We start from the raw sequence: 22,036 nt of genomic DNA, 5'->3' as shown, positions 1-22,036 counted from the left end.
GCGTGCTGCCCCGTGTCCCACACTGGAGCGATGGGCGAACATGCGGAACGGGCGCGTCTCGCGGAGTCGGAGAACCCGACTTCGCCGTGGCGGCTGTGGGGGCCGTACCTGTCCGGTCGCCAGTGGGGGACGGTCCGCGAGGACTACTCGCCCGAGGGTGACGCCTGGCGGTCGTTCCCGTTCGACCACGCCCGTGCGCGCGCCTACCGGTGGGGCGAGGACGGCATCGCGGGCATCTGCGACATGCACGGGTTCCTGAACTTCGCGCTCGCGCTGTGGAACGGCAACGACGTCATCCTCAAGGAGCGGTACTTCGGCCTCGCCAACGAAGAGGGCAACCACGGTGAGGACGTCAAGGAGCACTGGTGGGTGACCGACGGGACGCCCACGCACTCCTGGATGCAGGTGCTCTACCGCTATCCGCAGCGGGAGTTCCCGTACGGGCAGCTGCGGGAGATGTCGCGCAACGCCGGCCGGGAGAACCGCGAGCCTGAGCTGAGTGACACCGGGGTGCTCGACGAGAACCGGTTCTTCGACGTCCAGGTCACCTACGCGAAGGCCGACACCGACGACATCTGCGTCGAGATCAAGGCGACCAACCAGGGGCCTGAAGACGCGCCGCTGCACCTGTTGCCCCAGCTGTGGTTTCGCAACACCTGGGCGTGGGGCCGGGACCAGCGGCCGTGCCAGCTCGTGGCGAGCACCTCCACCGGGCGCAAGGTCACCGCGGACCACGGCAACCTCGGCCGGTACACGCTGCACCTCGACGACTCGCCGTCGATGCTCATGACGGACAACGAGAGCAACGAGATGTCGCTCTTCGGTGCCGAGCGCAACCCGTCGCCGTGGACCAAGGACGGCATCTGCAACTACGTGGTGCACGGGTCGACGAGCACCTGTCAGGTGGTCGGGCCGGACGACGCGGGGGCGGCGGGCACGAAGTTCGCGGCCTGGTACTCGTTCGATCCGGTGGAGCCGGGCGAGACGGTGACCATCCGGCTGCGGCTCGTCGGCGGAGACGGGCACATGGACCCGTTCGGGCCGAGCTTCGAAGAGACCATGAGCGCCAGGAAGATCGAGGCGGACGAGTTCCACGACGCGATCGCGCCGCAGGCGGGGCCGGAGCAGAAGAACGTGCTGCGCCGGGCGCTCGCCGGTCTGATGTGGACGAAGCAGCACTACCGGTTCCGGACGCGGGACTGGCTCGACGGCGACCCGACCAAGCCGGAGGCGCCCAGCTCACGGCGGGCGCAAGAGGCGCGCAACGTGCACTGGCGGCACCTCGACGTGGCCGACGTGATCTCCATGCCGGACGAGTGGGAGTACCCCTGGTTCGCGGCGTGGGACCTGGCGTTCCACACGATCCCGTTCACGCTGGTCGACCCGGCGTTCGCGAAGGAGCAGCTGCTGCTGTTCTGCCGCGAGTGGATGATGCACCCGAACGGCCAGATTCCCGCGTACGAGTGGGAGTTCGGCGATGTGAACCCGCCCGTGCACGCGTGGGCGGCGTTGCAGGTCTACCGCGCGGACGGCAGCCGGGACCGGCAGTTCCTCGCGAAGATCTTCCACAAGCTGTTGCTGAACTTCTCCTGGTGGGTGAACCGCAAGGACGCCGACGGCAGCTACCTCTTCGAGGGCGGCTTCCTCGGCATGGACAACATCGGGCCGGTCAACCGGTCCGAGCCCATGCTCGGCGAGTGGCGGCTGGAGCAGTCCGACGCCACCTCGTGGATGGCCGCGTACAGCCTGCACCTCATGCAGATCGCGCTGGAGCTGGCGCGCGACGACGAGTCGTACGAGGACGTGGCGACCAAGTTCGTCGAGCACTTCCTGTCGATCGCGGAGGCGTTCACGCACTTCGGGTCGTCCGGCAGCGGCATCTGGCACGACGAGGACGGCTTCTGCTACGACCGGGTCTCGCGCCGTCAGCCGGACGGCTCGGTCGAGTCGGAGCCCGTGCGGGTGCGGTCGATGGTCGGCCTGATCCCGTTGCTGGCGAGCGCCGTGCTCGAACCGTGGGTGCTCAGCGAGCTGCACGGGTTCACCAGACGGTTGGAGCACCTGCTCAAGCGCCGGCCGGAGCTGCGGCAGTTCATCACGTTCCACTACGAGCGCGGCGCGTTCGTGTCGTTGCTGGACGAGTCCAAGCTGCGCCGCGTGTTGCACCGGATGCTCGACGAGCAGGAGTTCCTTTCGCCGCACGGGATTCGCTCCCTGTCGGCCGCGCACCGCGAGGGCCTGGAGGTCAAGGTCGCGGGCCAGGACCACCGGATGGGCTACGAACCGGGCGAGTCGCACACCCCGATGTTCGGCGGCAACTCGAACTGGCGCGGCCCGATCTGGTTGCCCACCAACGCACTTCTCGTCGAGGCACTCCGCACGGTCTGCGCGTTCCACGACGGCGTGTTCCAGGTCGAGATGCCGACGCACTCCGGCCGCTGGGTGACCGCGGGGCAGGTGGCGGACGACCTGTCGGATCGGCTGATCGGGCTGTTCCTGCCCGACCACGACGGGCGCAGGCCCTCGGACGGCAAGCGGATCGAGGCCTCGGAGTCACCGCTGTGGCGGCAGCACGTCACGTTCAGCGAGTACTTCGACGGGGACACCGGTGAGGGGCTCGGCGCGACCCACCAGACGGGGTGGACGGCGCTGGTCGCGGGCCTGTTGACCGAGCGTTTCCGGTGAACGTCCTGCTGTCGTGATCAAATCCTGATCAAGCAACGTTGCGAGTCGTCACCATTCGGGTGCAATACGTGCATACGTTGTGTGATCTAGGCCAATCTGCGCAACATTCTGCGCCACTCAGGGCCTTTTCACGCAAAATTGTTGCAACGGAGTGGCCTGTAACACGCACGTGCTGTCCACCACGTCACCCGAGTGGCAGTATCCCGGTCACTCGTCCGCGACAGTTACGAGGAGTGACGCAGTGGCTCGTCGAACCAGGCAGTTGATGGCCATGATCCCCGTGCTGGGGCTGGCCGTGATGGCAGCGTCGGGCTGCGCGACTCCCGTGAACCAGGGCACGGGCGGCTCGGGCATCCCGCTGGTGCAGAGCGGCAAGCTGGTCACCTGCACACACCTGTCCTACAAGCCGTTCCAGTACAGCGAGGGCGACCAGACCGTCGGCTTCGACGTCGACCTGGTGAATCTGATCGCCAAGGACCTCGGCGTCACGCAGCAGATCTTCGACACGCCCTTCGAGACGATCACCTCGGGCACGTCGTTCAACGCGAACCAGTGCGACCTGGCCGCGGCGGGCATGACGATCACCGAGGAGCGCAAGAAGGCGATCGACTTCTCCGACCCGTACTTCGACGCCTCGCAGGCGCTGCTCGTGAAGAAGGGCGCCGGTCTCAAGGACCTCGCGAGCCTCAAGGGCAAGAAGCTCGGCGTCCAGCAGGACACCACCGGTGAGACCTACGCGAACGACAACGCGGCCGCCAACGGCTACACCGTCGTGCAGTTCGAGGACCTCCCGCTGATGGAGACCGCCGTGCGCACCGGCGCCGTCGACGCGGCGATCAACGACAACGGCGTGCTCTACGACTACGCCAAGGAGTTCCCGGACACCGAGGTCACCAAGGAGTTCGACACCGGCGAGAAGTACGGCATCGGCCTGAAGAAGGGCAACACCGCCCTGCTCACCAAGGTGAACGAGGTCCTGAAGAAGGCCAAGGAGAGCGGCGAGTACGACAAGATCTACGAGAAGTGGTTCGGCAAGAAGCCGGAGAGCAAGTAACTCATTGCCCTCGGGGCCGGTGCGGCTCGCGTCGCACCGGCCCCGCCGCTTGTTCGAACCACCACCGCTAGGAGCCTCCATGGCACTGTCCAAGCGCAAGCGGACGCAGATCATCCGCTACGTGCAATACGGCGTGCTGGTCGTCATCACCCTGCTGGTCGCGTTCCTGGCTGACTGGGGCCAGATCCGGGGCGCGTTCTTCAACACGGACATCGCCGCGTCGATGTTCCCGAGCGTCATCACGGTGGCGCTGAAGAACACCATCATCTACACCGCGCTCGGTTTCGCGTTCGGCCTCGCGCTGGGTCTCGTGCTCGCGCTGATGAAGCTGTCGTCGGTCGCTCCGTACCGCTGGATCGCCACGGTCTACATCGAGTTCTTCCGCGGCGTGCCCGCGCTGCTGGTCTTCATCGGCATCTACTACGGCGTGCCGATCGCGTTCCAGATGCAGTTCCCGCCGCTGACCACGGTCATGCTGGCGCTCGGTGGCGTCGGCGCCGCCTACATGGCGGAGACGATCCGCGCCGGCATCCAGGCGGTGCCGAAGGGACAGGTCGAGGCGGCTCGCTCGCTCGGCATGTCCAGCGGCCGCGCCATGATCACGATCGTGATCCCGCAGGCGTTCCGGATCATCCTGCCGCCGCTGACGAACGAGCTGATCCTGCTGACCAAGGACTCCTCGCTCATCTACATCCTCGGCCTGTTCCGCGAGCAGTACGAGCTAACGAAGTTCGGCCGGGAGACGCTGAGCCGCAGCCCGTCCCTGACGCCGATCCTCATCGCCGGTCTCTGCTACCTGATCATCACGCTGCCGCTCGGCTACCTGTCCCGGTACCTGGAGCGCCGCGGCACCACCGGTAAGAAGAAGGTGTCCGCATGAGCGAGACGTTCGTCGAGATCACCGGGCTGAAGAAGTCCTTCGGCCCGCTGGACGTCCTCAAGGGCATCGACCTGACCGTCGAACGCGGTGACGTGGTCTGCATCATCGGCCCGTCCGGCTCCGGCAAGTCGACGCTGCTGCGGTGCGTGAACCTGCTCGAGGAGCCGAACGGCGGCAAGATCGTCGTCAACGGCATCGAACTCACCGATCCGGACGTGGACATCGACGCCGCACGCACGAAGATCGGCATGGTCTTCCAGTCGTTCAACCTGTTCTCGCACCTCAACGTGCTGGCCAACCTCACGGTGGCACAGCGCAAGGTGCTCAAGCGCGGCGAGAAGGAAGCCCGCGAGGTCGCGCTGCACAACCTGGAGCGCGTCGGGCTGAGCGACAAGGTGCACGCGATGCCCGCGCAGCTCTCCGGTGGTCAGCAGCAGCGCGTGGCGATCGCCCGCGCGTTGTCGATGAACCCCGACGTGATGCTGTTCGACGAGCCGACCTCCGCGCTCGACCCCGAGCTCGTCGGTGACGTGCTCGGCGTGATGCGCCAGCTCGCCGACGAGGGCATGACGATGCTGGTCGTGACGCACGAGATGCAGTTCGCCCGTGAGGTCGCCGACAAGGTGATCTTCATGGACGGCGGCTACATCGTCGAGGAGGGCCCGGCGGCCGAGGTGATCGGCAACCCGCAGGAGGACCGCACCAAGGAGTTCCTGGCCCGCGTGCTCGACCCGACGCACCACGGTCCGAGCGACCCGGTCTAGGCCGCGTGGCGAGGGGGAAGGTCCCCGCGGCCGAGGTGCTGCGGGGGCTGATGGGGGAGAACGACAACTCTGGTGGTGGCGGGTGGCGGTTGCCTCGGCGCAAGCCGAGCACCCCGCCCGTCATCCGCGTGGTGGACCGGGTGGTCACCGGCGTGCTCGACCTGCGCGCGGTCGACGTGCCGTACGTGCTCGAGTTCGAGCGCTGCAAGTTCGAGGAGCCACCGGACCTGCGGCAGGCGAACCTCGCCGGCGTCTCGTTCAGCGACTGCGACCTGCCGGGCCTCGAAGCGCGCAATCTCCGCAGCAGCAACGACGTCTCGTTGCTCGGCTGCCGGGTCTCCGGGCTGACCGACCTGACCGACGCCGACATCGCCGGCTCGGTTCTGTTGCGGGACAGCAGCTTCAGCCTGCCCGGCGGGCTGTGCGTGCACGGTGACCGGCTGACGGTCGCCGGTGCGTTGCTCGGCTTCGGCATCCACGCCGAGGGCGAGATCCGGCTCGCGGGTTCGCACATCGGCGGCAACGTCAACCTCGGCAGCGCGGTGCTGGAGAACGCCAACGGCTTCACGTTGAACGGCAACGGCATGCAGGTCGGCGGCAACCTGCTCGGCGCCTTCACCTCGCACGGCGTGGTATTCCTCGCCAACGCGCGGATCAGCTCCACGCTGTCGCTCAGCGGCGCGATGCTGTCGCGCGGATCGGACTTCGAGGAGACCACCGACCCGCACGACGACCCGTCCGCGACGCTCGTCCTGGACCGGGTGGACGTGTCCGGTGACCTGGAGCTGGATCGCGGCTTCACGAGCTCGGGCACCGTGCGCGCGGTGAACGCGCGGATCGGCGGCACGTTGTCGATGGCCGGCGCCAAGCTGGACGCGGTGTCACCACCCGCCGTGGGCACCGACCCGACCGGATCGGGGCGAGCGCTGCACGTCGACGGCGCGGAGATCGGCGGCGACGTGGTCGGGCGCGGCGTGGTGATCAAGGGCCAGCTGCGCATGGTCGACACGCACGTGCGCGGCAGCATCACGATCGAACGGGCCACTGTGGACAATCCGCTCGCGGACGCCGTGCTGGCCAACCGCTCGCAGGTCGGCAGCAACTTCGTGGTGCGCGAGTCGGACATCTCCGGCGGCCTGGAGCTGCGCGGCATCACCGTCGGCGCGAACCTCGACCTGCGCGGCAGCCGGCTGATCAAGCCGGGCAAGTACCGGCACCAGCCGCGGGAGAAGCCGTCGCTCGACATCGGCGGTGCCGCGATCGGCCGCGACCTCATCTGCGCGCGCGGCGACAAGGAGTTCGTCGCGCACGGCGGCGTGCGGTGCCGGCGCGCGACCATCGGCCGCATGGCGAACTTCAACGGCGCGGTGCTCGGCGACAAGCTGGACAGCCACGCGTTGAACGCCATGGGCATGCAGGTCCAGGAGCTGATGCTGAACGTGGTGTCGCCGCCCAAGGGCCTGGTGACGCTCCGGCAGGCGCGCTGCACGTCGTTGGACGACAACGAGAACTTCTGGAACGCCACCGGCTTCATCGACCTCGACGACTTCCGCTACGACTCGCTCGCCTACCCGATCGACCTGCGCGACGACGACCAGGTCGAGCAGCGGCTGCGCTGGCTGCGGCAGGCGATGCGGCGCAGCTACCGCCCGCGCCCGTACGACCAGTTCGCCGAGATGCTGACCGCGTCCGGCAACGAGGAGCACGCCTCGACCGTGCTGATCGAGAAGCAGCGGCTGCGGTACCGGGCGGTCGCCGAGGGCATGCGGTTCTTCGGCCCGTTGGTGCTGCTGTGGAGCTTCCTGCAGCGTTCGATGGTCGGGTACGGCTACCGGCCGGCGCGCGCGTTGGGGTGGCTGATCACGGCGTGGCTGGTGGGCGTCATGTGGTTCCAGTTCAAGGGACCGCTCGTGGAGATCAACGCCGATGACCACCTGCCGTGGAACGCGTGGCTTTTCACCATCGACCTGGTGGTGCCGATCGTCGACTTCGGCAACAAGAACCGCTGGCAGATGCCGGGGGCGTCGCAGTGGATCGCGTCCGGGTTGATCGTCACCGGGTGGATTTTGGCTACGACGGTGGCGGCCGGCCTGACACGAATGTTGAAACGATGAGAGCGGTGATGTCACCGCACTCGCCACCATCGGGGTATTTCGTCCGGTACTGAACGGTGGTGCGATCATTCGGTGATCGCCGCCGAGTCCACCGAGCTCTTCGTCGGGCCTCGGACCGCACTGCTCCAGGTGGTGCGGGTGACCTCGCCAACGCCGACGGGGCCGGCGCACGCGCACGTGTCCGGGCCCGGCCTGCACTCGCCGCGGCACGGCGGAACGCTCCACCCCGGCCCGTTCGGCTTCGAGGTGAGCGTCGACGTCTCCGAGCACTCCCCCGGCGACGTGGTGCCCGCCCAGGCCTTCCTGCGCTCGGCCGCCGGCGAGGCTTCCTGCGCGTTTTCGCTGGTCGTGGGCGAGCCGGGGTGGACGGTGCACCTGGTCGGACACGTGGCGGGGGATGCTCCGTTCGACGTGTTGCGCGCGCACCTGGACCTGGCGCTGACCGATCCCGCCTACCGGTTCGCCGTGACGTCGGTGCAGCTGCTGCAGCCGTACTGGGACACGTTTCCGCAGCACCGCTCGTTGCTGCTGCGGCTGATCTCGGAGGGACGGGTCGAGGTCGTCGGCGATCCGTCCAATGTGGTCGGTGTGACGCCGCTGCTCGCCGCGCTGCCGTCCGGGAGCCCGCTGGAGGCCTCGTCGCTGGGTGAGGCGGAGCGGTCGGTCTACTCGTCCTTCCTCGATCTGCGGTCTTCTGCCGAGTCGCCGCACGTGCTGCTGCCGGTCGGGTCGCCGCGGTCCTGGCCGAACCGCTGGGTGACCGCGATCCACCACGACTGGAATCGGCGCTACACCTGGCCGCGGGTCGCCTGCTCGTTGCCGCGTGACTACTACGTGCGCGGGTCTGTGCCGGTACCTCCGGCGCCACCGGACGAGTCGCCCGCCGCCGTGTTCGCCTCGCACGCCGCGCGGCTGACCGGGGCCGCGTTCCCCGCTTCCGCGCTGGCCCGCGCGCAGGTCGCTCACCCGCGCGAGGCCTTCGACCTGCGCTCCGACGTCACATCGCGCTCTCTGGCCGCGCTGACGTCCACTGTGGACTCGTCGGTGGTCGTCTGGAACCCGTTGCCGGAGCCGTGCACCGACATCGTTTCCGTGCACCTGCCTTCCGCGCGGAACGTGCACGTGGCCTCCGACGGTGCCGCGTTGCCGACGTTGGTCGACGGATCCACGGTGACCTTCCTGGCCAAGGACGTGCCGGCGACCGGGTGGCGGACCTATTCGCTGGTCGAGGACGACGTCGACCACGGGTGGAAGCGCGGCTACGGCAACGAGATCGCGTCCACGCACTTCGTCCTGTCGTACGACCCGGTCGCCTCGCTGGTGGCCGTCGACGGTCCCGCGCTGGAACCGCCGGCGCTGGTGGGCCCGGTGACCGTCTGGCACAGCGAGGTCGGCGAGAAGATGGTCGGCTCCACGACCTGCACGTTGTGGCACGAGGTCGGCCACCTGGACCCGTCACCGCTGGTGGGCGTGCTGGGTTCGCGCACACCCGCCTGCGGCACGCTGCCCGAGGTGACGCCTCGGCTGTCGGTCGCCGGACCGCCGCTCGGGCCCGTTTCGCCCGAGGTGACGCCGGTGTTCGCGCGGTACTGGCTGCACGAGCCCGCACCGTTGGGCGGACTGGCGGCGAACGTGCGGCTGGAGGTGCTCGGGCCGACCCGGTTGCGGGTGGTCGCGGTGTCGGACGGCGCGGACTTCACCGGCTCCGTCCAGCTCACGCTGCCGGACGGCTGGTCGGCCTCGTGGGAATCCATGCCGGTGACGGTGCCCGCCGGCGAGTTCGTGTCCGCCGAGGTGCGGCTGGTGCCGCCCCGGACCCCCGGCTGCTACCCGGTGCGGGCCACGCTGCAGGGCCTGCCGTTCGAGGTCTACGACGTCGCACTGCTGACCGTGCCGGAGTGGGACTTCGAAGATCCCGTCGAGGTGCTGTGGGTCTCGTCGTCGCCTGCCGTGGTCCGGGTCTCGCCAGGCGAGTCCTCGGCGCTGCGGGTCTGGGTGGCGTCCGGCGCGCACGGCGACCTGCCGGTGCAGGCGCGGGTCCTGTCGCCGCGCGACACGTGGGACCTGGTCGCCCCGTTCTGCGTGGGCGGCCTGCTACCAGCGCAAAGCCGGTTGCCACTCGACTTCACGCTCTCCGCGCCCGAGTGGGCGACCGCCGGTTCGTGGTCGGCCGTGGTGAAGGTGGCGGCCGGTGAGCTGGTTCGGACCACTCCGGTGATCCGCCTCGAAGTCGCTGGTTAACATGGTTCATCGTGACTGATCTGGTGCTGGCACTGGACTTCGGCGGCACCAAGATCGCTGCCGCCCTGGTGGACTCCGCAGGCTCTGTAGTGCGCTCGTCCCGGGTCCCGACGCCGGCCACCGATCCGTGGGACGCCGTCGCCTCGCTGGTGACGTCCGTCGTCGGCGTCGAGGCGGTCGCCGGGGTCGGCATCGCTTCGGCGGGCCCGGTGGACGCAGTGCGCGGCACCGTCTCCCCGATCAACGTGCCTTCGTGGCACGACTTCCCGTTGCGAGCCTCCGTGGCCTCGCTCTTTCCCGACGCCCCGGTCGAGCTGGCGGGCGACGGCGTCTGCATGGCCTTGGGCGAGCATTGGCGCGGAGCCGGGCAAGGCAGCACGTTCATGGTCGGCCTGGTCGTGTCCACCGGCGTCGGTGGCGGCCTGGTGCTGGGCGGGCGACCGTTCGGCGGCCGAACCGGAAACGCCGGGCACATCGGCCACCTCGTCGTCGAACCCGACGGCGAGCCCTGCACGTGCGGCGGGCGGGGTTGCGTCGAGACCGTGGCCGGTGGACCGCGAATGGTGGCGTGGGCGCGGCGAGCCGGATGGCAGGCACCGGATCACGCCGACGCGGCCCTGCTGGCCGCTGCCGCGCTGTCAGGCGAGGAGATCCCGATCGTCGCCTTTGAACGCGCAGGTCAGGCCGTCGGAATGGCCATCGCCGGTGCCTCAGCGCTGTGTGATCTGGAGCTGGCGGTCATCGGGGGCGGAGTGGCTCAAGCCGGGGAGTTGCTGTTCGAGCCGGTGCGGCAAGCACTGAAGACCCACGCCGGGTTGTCGTACCTGGCCGGTCTCGAGGTGCGGGCGGCTGAGCTGGGCGGAGAGGCCGGGCTGGTGGGCGCGGCGGCGCTGGTGCGGTGACGACCGTGGGCGGAGAGGCCGGGCCGGTGGGCGCGGCGCGGTGAATACCGGCGGCCGCCTTCAGACTGCCTGGTAGGTGTGGCGCAGCGGTGACTCCACCCGTGCCACCGCTGTCCCGGCCGATTCCAGGGCCGCACGAACCGTCCTCGCGATCTCCACGGCGTTCGGCGTGTCCCCGTGCACGCAGATCGAGTCGGCCTGAATCCGCACCGGGCGACCGCTGACGCTGCGCACCCATCCCTCGGTGGCGAGCTGCACGCAGCGAGCCGCGATCTCCGCCGGATCGCGCAGCACCGCCCCCGGTTCGCCGCGGGGCAACAGCGTTCCGGCCGCCGTGTAGGCGCGGTCCGCGAAGGCCTCGTGCCACACGCGCAGGCCTGCCACGGAAGCCCGCTTCAGCCACACCGCGCCTGGCGGACCCAGCACCGCCAGCGTCGGGTCGAACATCCGCACGGCATCCACCACGGCGTCGGCCTGGCCTTCATGCCGGACCAGCGCGTTGTAGAGCGCGCCGTGCGGCTTCACGTACGAAACCCGCGTCCCGGCGACGCGGGCAAAGGCCGACAGGGCTCCGAGCTGCGCAACGACCTCGTTGGTCAAGGTGTCCGGAGCGACGTCGATGAACCTCCGCCCGAACCCGGCCAGGTCGCGGTACCCGACATGCGCGCCGACGGCCACGCCCGCCTCGGCGGCCAGCGCGCAGACCGAGCGCATCGTGTCGGCATCACCGGCGTGATAGCCGCACGCCACGTTTGCACTGGTCACGACCTCTAGCAACGCCTTGTCGTCGCCCAGGGTCCAGTGGCCGAAGCCCTCGCCGAGGTCCGCGTTCAGGTCCATGCCGTCCTCCAACGCCTGCGTGTTTTGTTGGATCGTTGGATTGTTGAACGATTCTACGATAGTGCAATCGAACGATCCTGCAAATAGACTGGTTCGGTGAGTGAGACGTGGGTGTCGACGCTGGCGCAGGGCAAGGCCGATCTGGAGCGCGCGAGCACCGCGCAGAAGGTCGCGGACATGCTGCGTGAGCGGGTGCTGGACGGTGAGCTCGCACCCGGCCTGCGGCTCAGCGAGGAAGCCATCGGCGGGGCGCTCGGCGTCAGCCGCAACACGCTGCGGGAAGCCTTCCGGCTGCTCACCCGCGACCGCCTGCTGGTGCACGAGCACAGCCGCGGCGTGTTCGTCCGCAGGCCGACCGGCGACGACGTGCGTGATCTCTACGCCGCCCGCCGGGTGATCGAATGCGGCGCGCTGAGGTTGTGGGGCAACGTCACCGAGGCGCAGCGCGAGGCCGTGCGGACACCCGTCCGGCAGGCCGTCGCCAGGGCCGAGAAGAACGACTGGTCCAAGGCCGGCGCCGCGAACATCCAGTTCCACCGCGGCATCGTCGGACTGGCCGGCAGCGCCCGGCTGAGCGACGAGTCGGACCGGCTGTTCGCCGAGCTCATGCTCGCGTTCCGGGTGGCGCAGGAGATCAACGACTTCCACCAGACGTACCTGCCGTGGAATCGTAGGATCGTAGAATTGTTGAACAATGGAACGACCGACGAGGCAATTGACCAGCTCTACGAGTACTTCGACGCCGCTGAGCAGGACCTCGTCACCCGACTGGAAGCGGATTAAGCCAAAGGGAACGTTAAGACGAGTGCAACGATTCCGATCACCAGGCTGACGGCACGTGTGATCAGGCCTAACATCCGCGCAACACCGCGTACACGGAGGGCCACCATGCCGTCGGACCCGAAGACCGGCTTGCGCTGGAGCAACTGGAACCTGCTGTTGCTGGTTCCCCTGGTCATGCTCATCACGCCGTGGTTCAACCAGGACGAGCCCCGAGTCTTCGGGCTGCCGTTCTTCTACTGGTACCAGTTCGCGTTCGTGCCACTCGGCGTCCTGTGCGTCGCACTGGTCTACATCAAGACCAAGGACAAGCCGGTGGTCACCGGCAAGCCCGACAAGCTCGGCGTTGACGACCTGGACGAGGGAGCGAACTGATGCAGTGGACCGAGCTGATCGTTTTCAGCGTCCTCTTCCTGCTCGTCACGGTCATGGGCTTCGTGGCAGCCAAGTGGCAGAAGGGCGACACCCTCGAGCACCTCGACGAGTGGGGTCTGGGCGGCCGCAAGTTCGGCAGCTGGATCACGTGGTTCCTGGTCGGTGGTGACCTCTACACCGCCTACACCTTCGTCGCGGTGCCGGCGCTGATGTTCGGCGCGGGCGCGACCGGGTTCTTCGCGTTGCCCTACACGGTGATCCTCTACCCGATCGTGTTCCTGCCGCTGGTGCGGATGTGGTCGGTCAGCCGCGTGCACGGATACGTCACGCCCGCCGACTTCGTGAAGGGCCGCTACGGCTCGCACTGGCTGGCGCTGATCATCGCGGTCACCGGCATCATCGCGACGATGCCGTACATCGCCCTGCAGCTCGTCGGCCTCGAAGCCGTGCTGCGCAGCATGGGCCTCAACGGCAGCGGCATCCTCGGCCACCTGCCGCTGTTCGTCGCGTTCGTGATCCTCGCGGTCTACACGTACCAGTCCGGCCTGCGGGCGCCGGCGCTGATCGCGTTCGTCAAGGACATCCTGATCTACATCGTCATCCTCGTGGCGATCGTCTACCTGCCCGCCAAGTTCGGCGGCTGGGGCGAGATCTTCAACGACGCGCAGGCCAAGTTCGACGCCACACCGGCCAAGACCGACGGCATCCTGCTCAACGGCAACAACCAGCTGCAGTACGCGTCGCTGGCGCTGGGCAGTGCGCTCGCGCTGTTCATCTACCCGCACTCGCTGACCGGCATCCTGGCCAGCCGCGGCCGCAACGTGATCAAGCGCAACATGGTCGCGCTGCCGGCGTACTCGCTGGTGCTGGGCCTGCTGGCACTGCTGGGCTACGTCGCGATCAGCGCGGGCACCAAGCCGATCGTCAACCAGGCGACCGGGCGTCCCGACACCAACACGATCGTGCCCGAGCTCTTCGGCGCGAACTTCCCGTCGTGGTTCGCGGGCATCGCGTTCGCGGCCATCGGCATCGGCGCGCTGGTGCCGGCGGCGATCATGTCGATCGCGGCGGCGAACCTGTGGACGCGCAACGTCTACAAGGAATACATCAAGAAGCACGCCACCCCGGCGGAGGAAGCCAAGCAGGCCAAGTTCGCCAGCCTGGTCGTGAAGTTCGGCGCCGTGGCGTTCATCGTGTTCGTCGACCCACAGTTCTCCATCGACCTGCAGCTCATCGGCGGCGTGATGATCCTGCAGACGCTGCCGGCGGTCGCGATCGCGTTGTACACGCGCTGGTTCCACGTGTACGGCCTGGTCGCCGGCTGGATCGCGGGCATGGGCTACGGCATGTGGCTGCTCTACAACATCGGCAACCCGGCCATCGGCAAGGCGCACTTCGCTGGTTCCGCGCTGCCGCTCGGCAAGCTGTCGATCTTCGGCTGGCACCCGTTCGGGGAGTCCGCGATGACGATCTACGTCGGTATCCCCGCGCTGGCGACGAACCTGATCGTGGCCGTGATCGTCACGCTGATCGCCAAGAAGCTCCGCGTCTTCAACGGCACGGACCAGACCGACCCGTCCGACTACCACGTCGATGAGGACAGCCCGCGGGTCAAGCCCGTCGCCGCCCACTGAGACAAGAGAGTTAACAAAAGGGTCCACCCGTCGGTTCCGGCGGGTGGACCCTTTTGTTGAGATTGCTCAGGTGAAAATCCCTGCTGCTCTTGTCGCACTGGCCGCCACCGCGCTCACGGTCGCGCCGGGCATCGCCCACGCGCAGGACGCGAACTGCTACGACACCACCGTCCCTCTCACCGTTGAAGAACAACGACTCGACGACACACTCGTCGCGGGTGGTCCCGCGGTCGGTCCCGCGCTCGTGAAGCTCGCGGGCTTCGACGGCCGCGTCACGGACTTCACCACCAAGCTCTGCCGCCAGATCGCGCCGAAACAGGCGCAGCAGTTCGTGGAACGCGAAGGCAACGCGCTGTGGAAGGCCGCGGTCTCCCGTGCGCAGAGCACGAAGCCGGTCACCCACGACGCTTACGACGACCGCCCGCTCTACTGGGCACGACTGCAGCTCAGCACCGCACTGCGCCAGTGGAAGCCGCGCTTCGCCATCTCGCCGAACGACCGGGCGAAGCTCGTCCAGCAGTTCGACTGGGCCTCGCGCGGGTTGAGCGACGCGGCCTTCCCGGCGAAGCCCGGCGTGCGCAGAGTCGCGGTCACCGGCTTCGACCCGTTCCAGCTCAGCGGGGTCAACGTGCGGCGCGCCAACCCCGCGGGCGCGGCGGCACTGCAGCTCGACGGCCGTGAGATCAGCACCCCTACCGGCAAGGTCGTGCTGCAGGCAGCGGTACTTCCGGTGCTGTGGGGCGGTTTCGACGAGGGGGTGGTCGAGCAGTTCTACGGTTCGGCGCTGACGCAGAAGCCGGACGGGTTCGTGACGATCAGCCAGGGCCGGCCGGGCCGGTTCGACATCGAGCGGTGGGCGGCGCGCTGGCGCGGTGGCTTCGCGGACAACAACAACGTCGGTTCCTTCGGCTCCGTGCCCAACGCGGCGGGCTGGCCGCAGCCGGCGCACGAGTTCATCGAGACGTCGTTGCCGTTCCAGAAGATGATCGACGCGGGCACCGGGCCGTTCACCGTGGCCTACAACCTGAGCTTCTGCGAGTGGAAGGTCGGCACGCCGGTCGGCACCCAGCGCGACTGCCGCACCGACCAGCCGACGCCGGGTGCGGTCGCGGCCAGCGGCGGTGGTGGTGACTACCTCTCCAACGAGAGCATGTACCGGGCCAACCGCCTGCGAATCGGTTACGGCGCAACGAACGTCCTAGGTGGACACCTGCACACCCCGGTGCTGGGCCAGCCGGCGGATCCGGCCGCGCTCACCGATGCCGCGTTCGAAAAGCAGCGTCGGGACATCGCCGATCAGGTGAAGGCCCTAGTCTCTCTGGTGTGACTCGGGTACGGCTGGCGGTGGGAATCTTCCTCTGTGTGTGGGCGCTTTCCGCCTGCACGATCAACGTGGGAGGTCAGGCGCTCCCAGGACCGGCGCCGTCCACCGCCGCCCCCGGCGCACCGACGCTGCCGAAGGCGGGGCAGTGCCTGAACTCCGCCGAGATCAAGCCCGTCGAGTGCGCGGAGAGCCACGACGCCGAGGTGATGGCCGTCGGCGAGATCTCCGGTCTGCCGTCGGCCTACCCGGACGCGCAGGCGCTGCGCAAGGCGACGCTGCCGCCCTGCTACGCGCTGATCAACGACTACCTCGGCAGCCAGGACTCGGCCGGCACCCGGTTGCAGATCTGGACGTTCTGGCCGAACGAGCAGGGCTGGGCGAAGGGCGAGCGCTGGCGGCTGTGCACCGTCACGGAGCTCACGCCGGACGGCAAAGCGCTCCCCCGCAAGGGTTCGCTGAAGGACTCCCTCAAGGGGAACAGCTTCAACACCTATCAGCTCTGCCTAGCGGGCTCGCCCTCGAAAGAGGCCGACGTGAAGACCACCGCCTGCAACGGCGCACACATGGCCGAGGCCGTTCCCGGCGGCATCGTGCCGCTCGGCAAGCACAGCGACCCGACGCCGTCCAAGGACCAGATGAACGCGGTCGCCAAGGACAAGTGCACCAAGGCGGTCCACGACTACGTGGGTTCGGACAAGCGCACCGACGTCATCCCCGCGTGGCGCATGCCCGGCTCCCAGGGCTGGTCAGAGGGTTGGACCTACGCGATCTGCTACGCGGAGGCCAACAAGACCTTCACCGGCACTCTCCTCGGCATCCGCGACAATCCGCTCCCGAACTGATCCGGCGATCCAGACCATCAGCACGGCGGCCAGGGACAGCACCAGCATCGCGATTCCTGCGATCCCCACGGCACACCTCCCTCACCTCCGGTGACGATCTTTGTGACCGTCATCACACACATAAGACGTTCCCGGAGGCGGGCAGGTTCATTCCTGCGGCAAGACCATTTTTCCAACCTGTGGAGAACTCACCCCAGGCTGTCCCCAGCTATCCACAACATGTGCACAGAGCCGTCCACACCTGTGGACAACTTCGTCTCAAATGGACGGTGAGCTGCACTGATTCAGAGGAAATTGCTGCACAGGACCACGCCGGCAGCAGTGCCGATCGCTAAACCGAGGACGAACACGAGGGTGTAGCGCCACCACGGCACGCGGGCCGGTGGGGCGGGCGGCACCGGGTAGTAGCGCACGATGCCCTTCGTCGGGCCGACCTCGACATCGCGCTTCGAGCCGTCGAAGTGCAGTCCGCCGAGGAAGTCGTCTTCCTGCGTCACACCACTAGTAGTACCTCAAAAAGGTGACCCACCGGTCGCCGTTGACCGGTGGGTCACCAAACACCTGAGAGCTATCAGCCCAGGCGCTGCTTCAGGGACGCCAGCTCGTCGCGGAGCGTGGTCGGAACCTTCTCGCCGATCTTCGCGAACCACTCCTCGACCAGCGGGATCTCTGCACGCCACTCGTCGGCGTCGAACGCGAGCGAGGCCTCGATGTCCTCACGCGACGCGTCCAGGCCCTCGAGGTCCAGGTCGGCCGCGGTCGGCACGTAACCGATCGGGGTCTCCTGCGCGGCGGCCTTGCCCTCGATGCGCTCGATGGCCCACTTCAGCACGCGCGAGTTCTCGCCGAACCCGGGCCACAGGAAGCGCTTGTCGTCACCGCGGCGGAACCAGTTGACGTAGAAGATCTTCGGCAGCTTGTCCGCGTCGGCGCGCTTGCCGAGGTCGACCCAGTGCTGGAAGTAGTCACCGGCGTTGTAGCCGATGAACGGCAGCATCGCCATCGGGTCGCGGCGGACGACACCGGTCTTGCCGACCGCGGCGGCCGTGGTCTCCGACGACAGCGTGGCGCCCATGTAGGTGCCGTGCTGCCAGTCGCGCGACTCGGTGACCAGCGGGATCGTCGTGGCGCGGCGGCCACCGAAGAAGATCGCCGAGATCGGCACGCCGTTCGGGTCCTCCCACTCCGGCGCCTTGATGTCGCACTGCTCGATCGGCGTGCAGTAACGCGAGTTCGGGTGCGACGACAGTTCCTCGCTGTCGGGCGTCCAGTCCTGGTGCTTCCACGAGGTGAGGTGGGCCGGGGGCTCGCCCATGCCCTCCCACCAGATGTCGCCGTCGTCGGTCAGCGCGACGTTCGTGAACAGCGAGTTGCCCTTCGCGATCGTGCGCATCGCGTTCGGGTTGGTGTGGTAGTCGGTGCCGGGCGCGACGCCGAAGAAGCCGTTCTCCGGGTTCACCGCGTACAGGCGGCCGTCCTCACCGAAACGCATCCAGGCGATGTCGTCGCCGAGCGTCTCGACCTTCCAGCCGGGGATGGTCGGCTCGAGCATCGCGAGGTTCGTCTTGCCGCAGGCCGACGGGAACGCGGCGGCGATGTAGTACGCCTTGTTCTCCGGCGAGGTGAGCTTGAGGATCAGCATGTGCTCGGCGAGCCAGCCCTCGTCACGCGCCATGGCCGAGGCGATGCGCAGCGAGAAGCACTTCTTGCCGAGCAGGGCGTTGCCGCCGTAGCCGGAGCCGTAGCTCCAGATCTCGCGGGTCTCCGGGAAGTGCGAGATGTACTTGGTGTCGTTGCACGGCCACTGCACGTCTTCCTGACCGGCCTCGAGCGGCGCGCCGAGCGAGTGCAGCGCGGGCACGAACGGTGCGTCCTCACCGAACAGCGCCAGCGCCTTGGTGCCCATGCGGGTCATGATGTGCATCGAGACGACGACGTACTCCGAGTCGGTGATCTCGACACCGAGCATCGGCTTCTCCGCGTCCAGCGGGCCCATGCAGAACGGGATCACGTACATCGTGCGACCACGCATGCAGCCCCGGTAGAGCTCGGTCATGATGGCCTTCATCTCGGAAGGGTCCATCCAGTTGTTCGTCGCGCCCGAGTCCTCCTCGCGCACCGAACAGATGTAGGTCCGTTCCTCGACGCGCGCGACGTCGCTCGGGTCCGAGGCCGCCCAGAACGAGTTCTGCTTCTTCTTCAGGGGCACGAAGGTGCCGGCGTCGACGAGCTTCTGCGTGAGACGGTCCCACTCCTGCTGGGTCCCGTCCGCCCAAACAACCTCATCAGGGCAGGTCAGCTCAGCGACTTCCTGAACCCAGGCGAGCAAACGCGCGTGGTTGGTAGGTGCGTGTTCGAGACCGGGAATGGTCACTGCCGTCATCTCGTCTCGTCTCCTGACTGAACGCCTCGGCTGCCCGAGGACGTAGCTGGGTCCGTTCAGGACTTCGTCGTCCTCGGGAATAGCTCCAGACGCCCGGTGGGGCCGGGCGTGCGTGAAGGGGATGGATCGAGGTTAGCCCGGTGAATGGCAGGTAAAGCACCCCCAGCCTGTCGCTTCCCTCACAAAACCGATTCTGGAATCGATTCAGCACTCGGACGGCGTTAAGGCGCGCTTGAGGTGGGGAAAAAACAAGAGACCCCGATGCGGTTCTCACCACATCGGGGCCTGTGACCTGCGCTTCAGTTCGGGCTGATCCACTGCCCGGTGGTGGAATCGATTCGGACGACCCCGTCGAACCGTTCCTCCTCGAACCAGTCGTCCGAGTCGTCCAGAATGCCGCTCTTGCTGTCGGTCACGTACCGGCCGTCGGACTCGATGTGCCCGTGCTCGACCTCGACCCAGTCGTCACCGCGGTGTTCCGACATCGTGACCTCGCCGGATCGTGTGATCTCGGTCGCCACGTCGGCGTGCCCGTCGCCGTTCTTGTCGGTGAACAGCCAGGTGTCTCCGGCGTCGTCGCGGACCACCGCGGTGTCGGCCTTGCCGTCGCCGTCGGTGTCCTCGGTCGCCTGCCCGACCTTTCGGTCGCCTTCGTCGGTGTCCACGACAATCGTCTGCTGGGGTGACGAATTCGTCTTTTCTTGCGGGGAGTCGTTCGGGTCGACAGCAACCCACTCACCCGAATTCTCCTCGAACCGAGCCCGGCTCAGCAGATTGCCGTCCTTGTCGAACGTGCTCATCAGATCGGCATCGCCGTCGCCGTTGGTGTCGGTGAACGCGAGGTGGCCGCCGTCGTCCGTCTCGACCACGGCGGAGTCGTTCACGCCGTCGTCGTTCAGGTCGAAGGTGACGTCGGCGGTGTACTCCTCATCCTCGACGGTGACCTTCAGCTCGGCGTCGGCCGCACCGTTCTCGTCGATGTACACCGGGACACACCTCCTGGGATCTTGCGTACCGGTATGACCCACGTTATGCCGGTTCGGTTCCCTCGCCAAGCTCAACACCGGCGTCTGATCCGGCGTCTGGGTGGTGACGACGAGCCAGGGGGATGTCGTGAAGAGAGAACCGGTACCAGCGACGAGTGCGCGGCGACGGGCTCGTGCCGGACTGGCGGTCGCACTTCTGGTGTGCGCCGCGTTGCCGGTGCTCGGCGGCAACCTCCAGCACTCCGACTCCGACGACAAGATGATGGGCAAGATCCTCGTCGGCCTCGCCGGGCTGCTCCTGTTCATGCTGCCGTACCTGGCCAAGGGTGCCTTTGTCCGGCTGGGCCCCCGGTACCTGACGGCACAGACCATCAGCGGCTGGCGCACGGTCGACCTGCACCGGCTGGCGAGGGTCGGGCGCTACTACGTGATGAACGTGCGCGGCGGCAAGGACACGGACATGCTGGTGCTGGTCGACCTCGACGGCGTTCGGCTCATGGTCAACGCTGACGACGACCTCGACCGAGTCATGAAACGGGCGCTGGCGAACCACGAGACCGACTCACTCCGCATCTCCAGTGCCGCCCTCGCCCGGCTCGGCCTGCCGGAACCACCGGGGAGGTACCGGACCTGGCGGTTGCCAGGCGGTACCTCCATGACCTTCGTGATCTTTCCGCTGTGCTTCGGGTTGCCGGCGCTCCTGGCGTGGGTCGCCTACTTGGTTTCCGCTACGTGACGCCCAGCGCCGCTTTCCGGACGCGAGCCGATCATCAGCAGGCACAGCGTGGTGACCGCAGCGACCAGACCCGCGAGGAGCAGCATCGGAGGCAACCCCGGTGACGTCGGCGACGACGCCGCGGCGACTGCCGGCGTGCTGGTCGCAGGGGTGGTGACCTCAGGTGCTGCCGATGTGGTCGTCGTCGGTTGTGTTGTCTGCGCGGCGGGTTGCTGGGCGACGGGCTGTTGCACCGGCGCCGGCGGCGGGGCGGCTGTCGTCTCCTGAGGGAGCACGACGATCCGCGCCCGCATGTCGGGGTGCACGGAGCAGATGTAGTCGAACGTGCCCGGCTGGGTGAACGTGAAGCTCCACGACTGCCCCTGGGCGAGCATCGGGGAGCGGAACGTGCCGCCCGCGACGTCGTGCGACGCCTCGTCCTGGTTCGTCCACGTGACGACGTCGCCCACTCGCACGGTCATCGAGGCGGGCATGTACGTGTACCGCGCGATCGGGATCTGGTGCGTCTCGGCGGCGGACGCCGTGCTGAGGGCGAAGGTCAGCACGGCGAACGCGGCCAGGACGACGCTGGCCAGGCCGCGAATCATCAGCAGATCGCCTGGTTGAAGGCCGGATCGAGCATCTGTTCCAGCAGGACGGTGTGCGCCTTGATGTAGTTGTCGAACGCGAGTGCGTCCTGCACCTGCTGCAACAGCGACGTCTCCAGGTGAGCCGCCTTGAGGTGCGCGATGAACGGTGCCAGCGCGTCAGTGGCGAGCGACGAGTTCAACGCCGGGTCGAGCATCTGTTCCAGGAGCACGGTGTGCGCCTTGATGTACTTGTCGAAGGCCAATGCATCCTGCACCTGCTGCAGTGGCGACGTCTCCAAGTGGGCTGCCTTCAGGTGAGCGATGAACGGTGCCAGCGCTTCCTTCTTGACGCAGCCTGGCGTTCCCGTCGGTGGTGCCGTCGTCGGGGTGGGGTGCGTGGTCGGGTGACCGGTCGGCGGGGTGGTCGTGGGTGGGGTGGTCGTGGACGGTGGAGTGGTGGTCGACGGCGGGGTGGACGGCGGCGTGGTGCTGCCGTTGACCGTGACCGACGCCTTCATGTCCGGGTGGATCGAGCAGTAGTACGAGTACGAGCCCGCCTTGGTGAAGGTGAAGCGGAAGGTCTGACCCTGTTGCAGGGTCGGCGACGTGAACTTCTCCGGCCCGTTGGTGACGACCACGTTGTGCGGTGCCGTGTCGTGGTTCGTCCAGAGGACGGTGTCGCCCGCGTTGATCGTCAGGGTGGCCGGTTGGTACGCGTAGCCCATGATCTCGACGTTGGTCGTCGCCGCCTGGACCGCGGGCGCCGCCTCGCCCTGTGCGGCCGCGAGATCGATCCCGACCGGAGCCGCCTGGCCCGGCCCCACCAGGCTCAGGCAGAACGCGGTACCCGCTATTCCGAGTGCCGCGACCAGCACGGCGAACCGGTTTCCTTTGTCCACAGTGGACATCCCTTCTCGTTTTGCAGGG

At 67.8% G+C, this 22,036-nt stretch carries 19 protein-coding genes; 13 read left to right on the top strand and 6 right to left on the bottom strand.

Translation table 11 applies throughout. The annotated features are described in order from the left end of the window. The first annotated feature begins 30 nt into the window (after window positions 1-30). The 7 genes from ACIA8G_RS23135 (at window position 31) to ACIA8G_RS23105 (ending at window position 10,640) form a co-directional block, all read left to right on the top strand. Window positions 31-2,685, top strand: a complete 2,655-nt coding sequence (locus ACIA8G_RS23135) for an MGH1-like glycoside hydrolase domain-containing protein (protein ID WP_396420721.1) — start codon at window positions 31-33, stop codon at window positions 2,683-2,685. A 241-nt stretch (window positions 2,686-2,926) separates the two neighbouring features. After that, window positions 2,927-3,739 carry a basic amino acid ABC transporter substrate-binding protein gene (locus ACIA8G_RS23130; protein ID WP_396420720.1) on the top strand — a complete coding sequence of 271 codons (813 nt, stop codon included), beginning with the start codon at window positions 2,927-2,929 and terminating at the stop codon, window positions 3,737-3,739. 79 nt (window positions 3,740-3,818) lie between these two features. Next, the gene (locus ACIA8G_RS23125) at window positions 3,819-4,619 is read left to right on the top strand and encodes an amino acid ABC transporter permease (RefSeq protein WP_396420719.1); all 801 of its coding nucleotides are present in this window, start codon (window positions 3,819-3,821) and stop codon (window positions 4,617-4,619) included. Beyond that, window positions 4,616-5,383 (top strand): amino acid ABC transporter ATP-binding protein, encoded by a 768-nt coding sequence (locus tag ACIA8G_RS23120; protein WP_396420718.1) that lies wholly within the window; start codon window positions 4,616-4,618, stop codon window positions 5,381-5,383. Before ACIA8G_RS23125 ends, ACIA8G_RS23120 begins: the two co-directional genes overlap by 4 nt. 5 nt (window positions 5,384-5,388) lie before the next feature. Further along, on the top strand, window positions 5,389-7,497 hold the full coding sequence (locus tag ACIA8G_RS23115; protein ID WP_396420717.1) for a pentapeptide repeat-containing protein: 2,109 nt from the start codon (window positions 5,389-5,391) through the stop codon (window positions 7,495-7,497). A 72-nt stretch (window positions 7,498-7,569) separates the two neighbouring features. Further along, window positions 7,570-9,738 carry an NEW3 domain-containing protein gene (locus ACIA8G_RS23110; RefSeq protein ID WP_396420716.1) on the top strand — a complete coding sequence of 723 codons (2,169 nt, stop codon included), beginning with the start codon at window positions 7,570-7,572 and terminating at the stop codon, window positions 9,736-9,738. Window positions 9,739-9,749: 11 nt separating this feature from the next. After that, on the top strand, window positions 9,750-10,640 hold the full coding sequence (locus ACIA8G_RS23105) for an ROK family protein (protein WP_396420715.1): 891 nt from the start codon (window positions 9,750-9,752) through the stop codon (window positions 10,638-10,640). A gap of 60 nt (window positions 10,641-10,700) precedes the next feature. Here the strand turns inward: ACIA8G_RS23105 and ACIA8G_RS23100 are convergent, their stop codons facing one another. Beyond that, window positions 10,701-11,480: a LamB/YcsF family protein gene (locus ACIA8G_RS23100; RefSeq protein ID WP_396420714.1), complete on the bottom strand. Its 780-nt coding sequence runs from the start codon at window positions 11,478-11,480 to the stop codon at window positions 10,701-10,703. A 96-nt stretch (window positions 11,481-11,576) separates the two neighbouring features. Here ACIA8G_RS23100 and ACIA8G_RS23095 point away from each other — a divergent pair, with 96 nt between their 5' ends. From ACIA8G_RS23095 to ACIA8G_RS23075, 5 genes are all read left to right on the top strand, one after another. Further along, a complete protein-coding gene (locus tag ACIA8G_RS23095; RefSeq protein ID WP_396420713.1) occupies window positions 11,577-12,263 on the top strand; it encodes a GntR family transcriptional regulator in 687 nt (228 codons plus the stop codon). Between the two features lie 105 nt (window positions 12,264-12,368). Then, a complete protein-coding gene (locus ACIA8G_RS23090; protein WP_396420712.1) occupies window positions 12,369-12,635 on the top strand; it encodes a DUF3311 domain-containing protein in 267 nt (88 codons plus the stop codon). Continuing rightward, window positions 12,635-14,269 (top strand): monocarboxylate uptake permease MctP, encoded by a 1,635-nt coding sequence (gene mctP, locus ACIA8G_RS23085; RefSeq protein ID WP_396420711.1) that lies wholly within the window; start codon window positions 12,635-12,637, stop codon window positions 14,267-14,269. Before ACIA8G_RS23090 ends, mctP begins: the two co-directional genes overlap by 1 nt. Before the next feature lie 70 nt (window positions 14,270-14,339). After that, window positions 14,340-15,596, top strand: a complete 1,257-nt coding sequence (locus tag ACIA8G_RS23080) for a hypothetical protein (protein ID WP_396420710.1) — start codon at window positions 14,340-14,342, stop codon at window positions 15,594-15,596. Beyond that, the gene (locus ACIA8G_RS23075; protein ID WP_396420709.1) at window positions 15,593-16,435 is read left to right on the top strand and encodes a septum formation family protein; all 843 of its coding nucleotides are present in this window, start codon (window positions 15,593-15,595) and stop codon (window positions 16,433-16,435) included. Before ACIA8G_RS23080 ends, ACIA8G_RS23075 begins: the two co-directional genes overlap by 4 nt. 284 nt (window positions 16,436-16,719) lie before the next feature. Here ACIA8G_RS23075 and ACIA8G_RS23070 read toward each other — a convergent pair whose 3' ends face one another. From ACIA8G_RS23070 to ACIA8G_RS23060, 3 genes are all read right to left on the bottom strand, one after another. Further along, on the bottom strand, window positions 16,720-16,932 hold the full coding sequence (locus tag ACIA8G_RS23070; protein ID WP_396420708.1) for a hypothetical protein: 213 nt from the start codon (window positions 16,930-16,932) through the stop codon (window positions 16,720-16,722). Window positions 16,933-17,006: 74 nt separating this feature from the next. Next, complete coding sequence (locus ACIA8G_RS23065) at window positions 17,007-18,818, bottom strand: phosphoenolpyruvate carboxykinase (GTP) (protein ID WP_396420707.1); 1,812 nt, start codon at window positions 18,816-18,818, stop codon at window positions 17,007-17,009. A 299-nt stretch (window positions 18,819-19,117) separates the two neighbouring features. Further along, the gene (locus ACIA8G_RS23060; protein WP_396420706.1) at window positions 19,118-19,804 is read right to left on the bottom strand and encodes a hypothetical protein; all 687 of its coding nucleotides are present in this window, start codon (window positions 19,802-19,804) and stop codon (window positions 19,118-19,120) included. Between the two features lie 127 nt (window positions 19,805-19,931). On the opposite strand from ACIA8G_RS23060, the gene ACIA8G_RS23055 reads away from it, so the two are divergent. Continuing rightward, a complete protein-coding gene (locus tag ACIA8G_RS23055; protein WP_396420705.1) occupies window positions 19,932-20,540 on the top strand; it encodes a hypothetical protein in 609 nt (202 codons plus the stop codon). Here ACIA8G_RS23055 and ACIA8G_RS23050 read toward each other — a convergent pair. Both ACIA8G_RS23050 and ACIA8G_RS23045 read right to left on the bottom strand, forming a co-directional pair. Beyond that, on the bottom strand, window positions 20,519-21,127 hold the full coding sequence (locus ACIA8G_RS23050; RefSeq protein ID WP_396420704.1) for a cupredoxin family copper-binding protein: 609 nt from the start codon (window positions 21,125-21,127) through the stop codon (window positions 20,519-20,521). The two genes, ACIA8G_RS23055 and ACIA8G_RS23050, sit on opposite strands and share 22 nt — an antisense overlap. After that, the gene (locus ACIA8G_RS23045) at window positions 21,127-22,017 is read right to left on the bottom strand and encodes a plastocyanin/azurin family copper-binding protein (RefSeq protein ID WP_396420703.1); all 891 of its coding nucleotides are present in this window, start codon (window positions 22,015-22,017) and stop codon (window positions 21,127-21,129) included. Before ACIA8G_RS23045 ends, ACIA8G_RS23050 begins: the two co-directional genes overlap by 1 nt. Window positions 22,018-22,036: the final 19 nt, after the last annotated feature.

This window comes from Lentzea sp. NPDC051213, assembly GCF_044455585.1.
Taxonomy (GTDB): Bacteria; Actinomycetota; Actinomycetes; order Mycobacteriales; family Pseudonocardiaceae; genus Lentzea.
The sequence above is the reverse complement of the archived record's forward strand: the minus strand, read 5'-3'. Positions and strand labels throughout refer to the sequence as shown.

What these genes read in the sequence shown, in the direction of transcription:
- ACIA8G_RS23135 (WP_396420721.1), top strand. Translation starts at nt 31, where the DNA reads ATGGGCGAACATGCGGAACGGGCGCGTCTCGCGGAGTCGGAGAACCCG.
- ACIA8G_RS23125 (WP_396420719.1), top strand. Translation starts at nt 3,819, where the DNA reads ATGGCACTGTCCAAGCGCAAGCGGACGCAGATCATCCGCTACGTGCAA.
- ACIA8G_RS23120 (WP_396420718.1), top strand. Translation starts at nt 4,616, where the DNA reads ATGAGCGAGACGTTCGTCGAGATCACCGGGCTGAAGAAGTCCTTCGGC.
- ACIA8G_RS23100 (WP_396420714.1), bottom strand. Translation starts at nt 11,480, where the DNA reads ATGGACCTGAACGCGGACCTCGGCGAGGGCTTCGGCCACTGGACCCTG.
- ACIA8G_RS23090 (WP_396420712.1), top strand. Translation starts at nt 12,369, where the DNA reads ATGCCGTCGGACCCGAAGACCGGCTTGCGCTGGAGCAACTGGAACCTG.
- mctP (WP_396420711.1), top strand. Translation starts at nt 12,635, where the DNA reads ATGCAGTGGACCGAGCTGATCGTTTTCAGCGTCCTCTTCCTGCTCGTC.
- ACIA8G_RS23065 (WP_396420707.1), bottom strand. Translation starts at nt 18,818, where the DNA reads ATGACGGCAGTGACCATTCCCGGTCTCGAACACGCACCTACCAACCAC.
- ACIA8G_RS23050 (WP_396420704.1), bottom strand. Translation starts at nt 21,127, where the DNA reads ATGATTCGCGGCCTGGCCAGCGTCGTCCTGGCCGCGTTCGCCGTGCTG.
- ACIA8G_RS23045 (WP_396420703.1), bottom strand. Translation starts at nt 22,017, where the DNA reads ATGTCCACTGTGGACAAAGGAAACCGGTTCGCCGTGCTGGTCGCGGCA.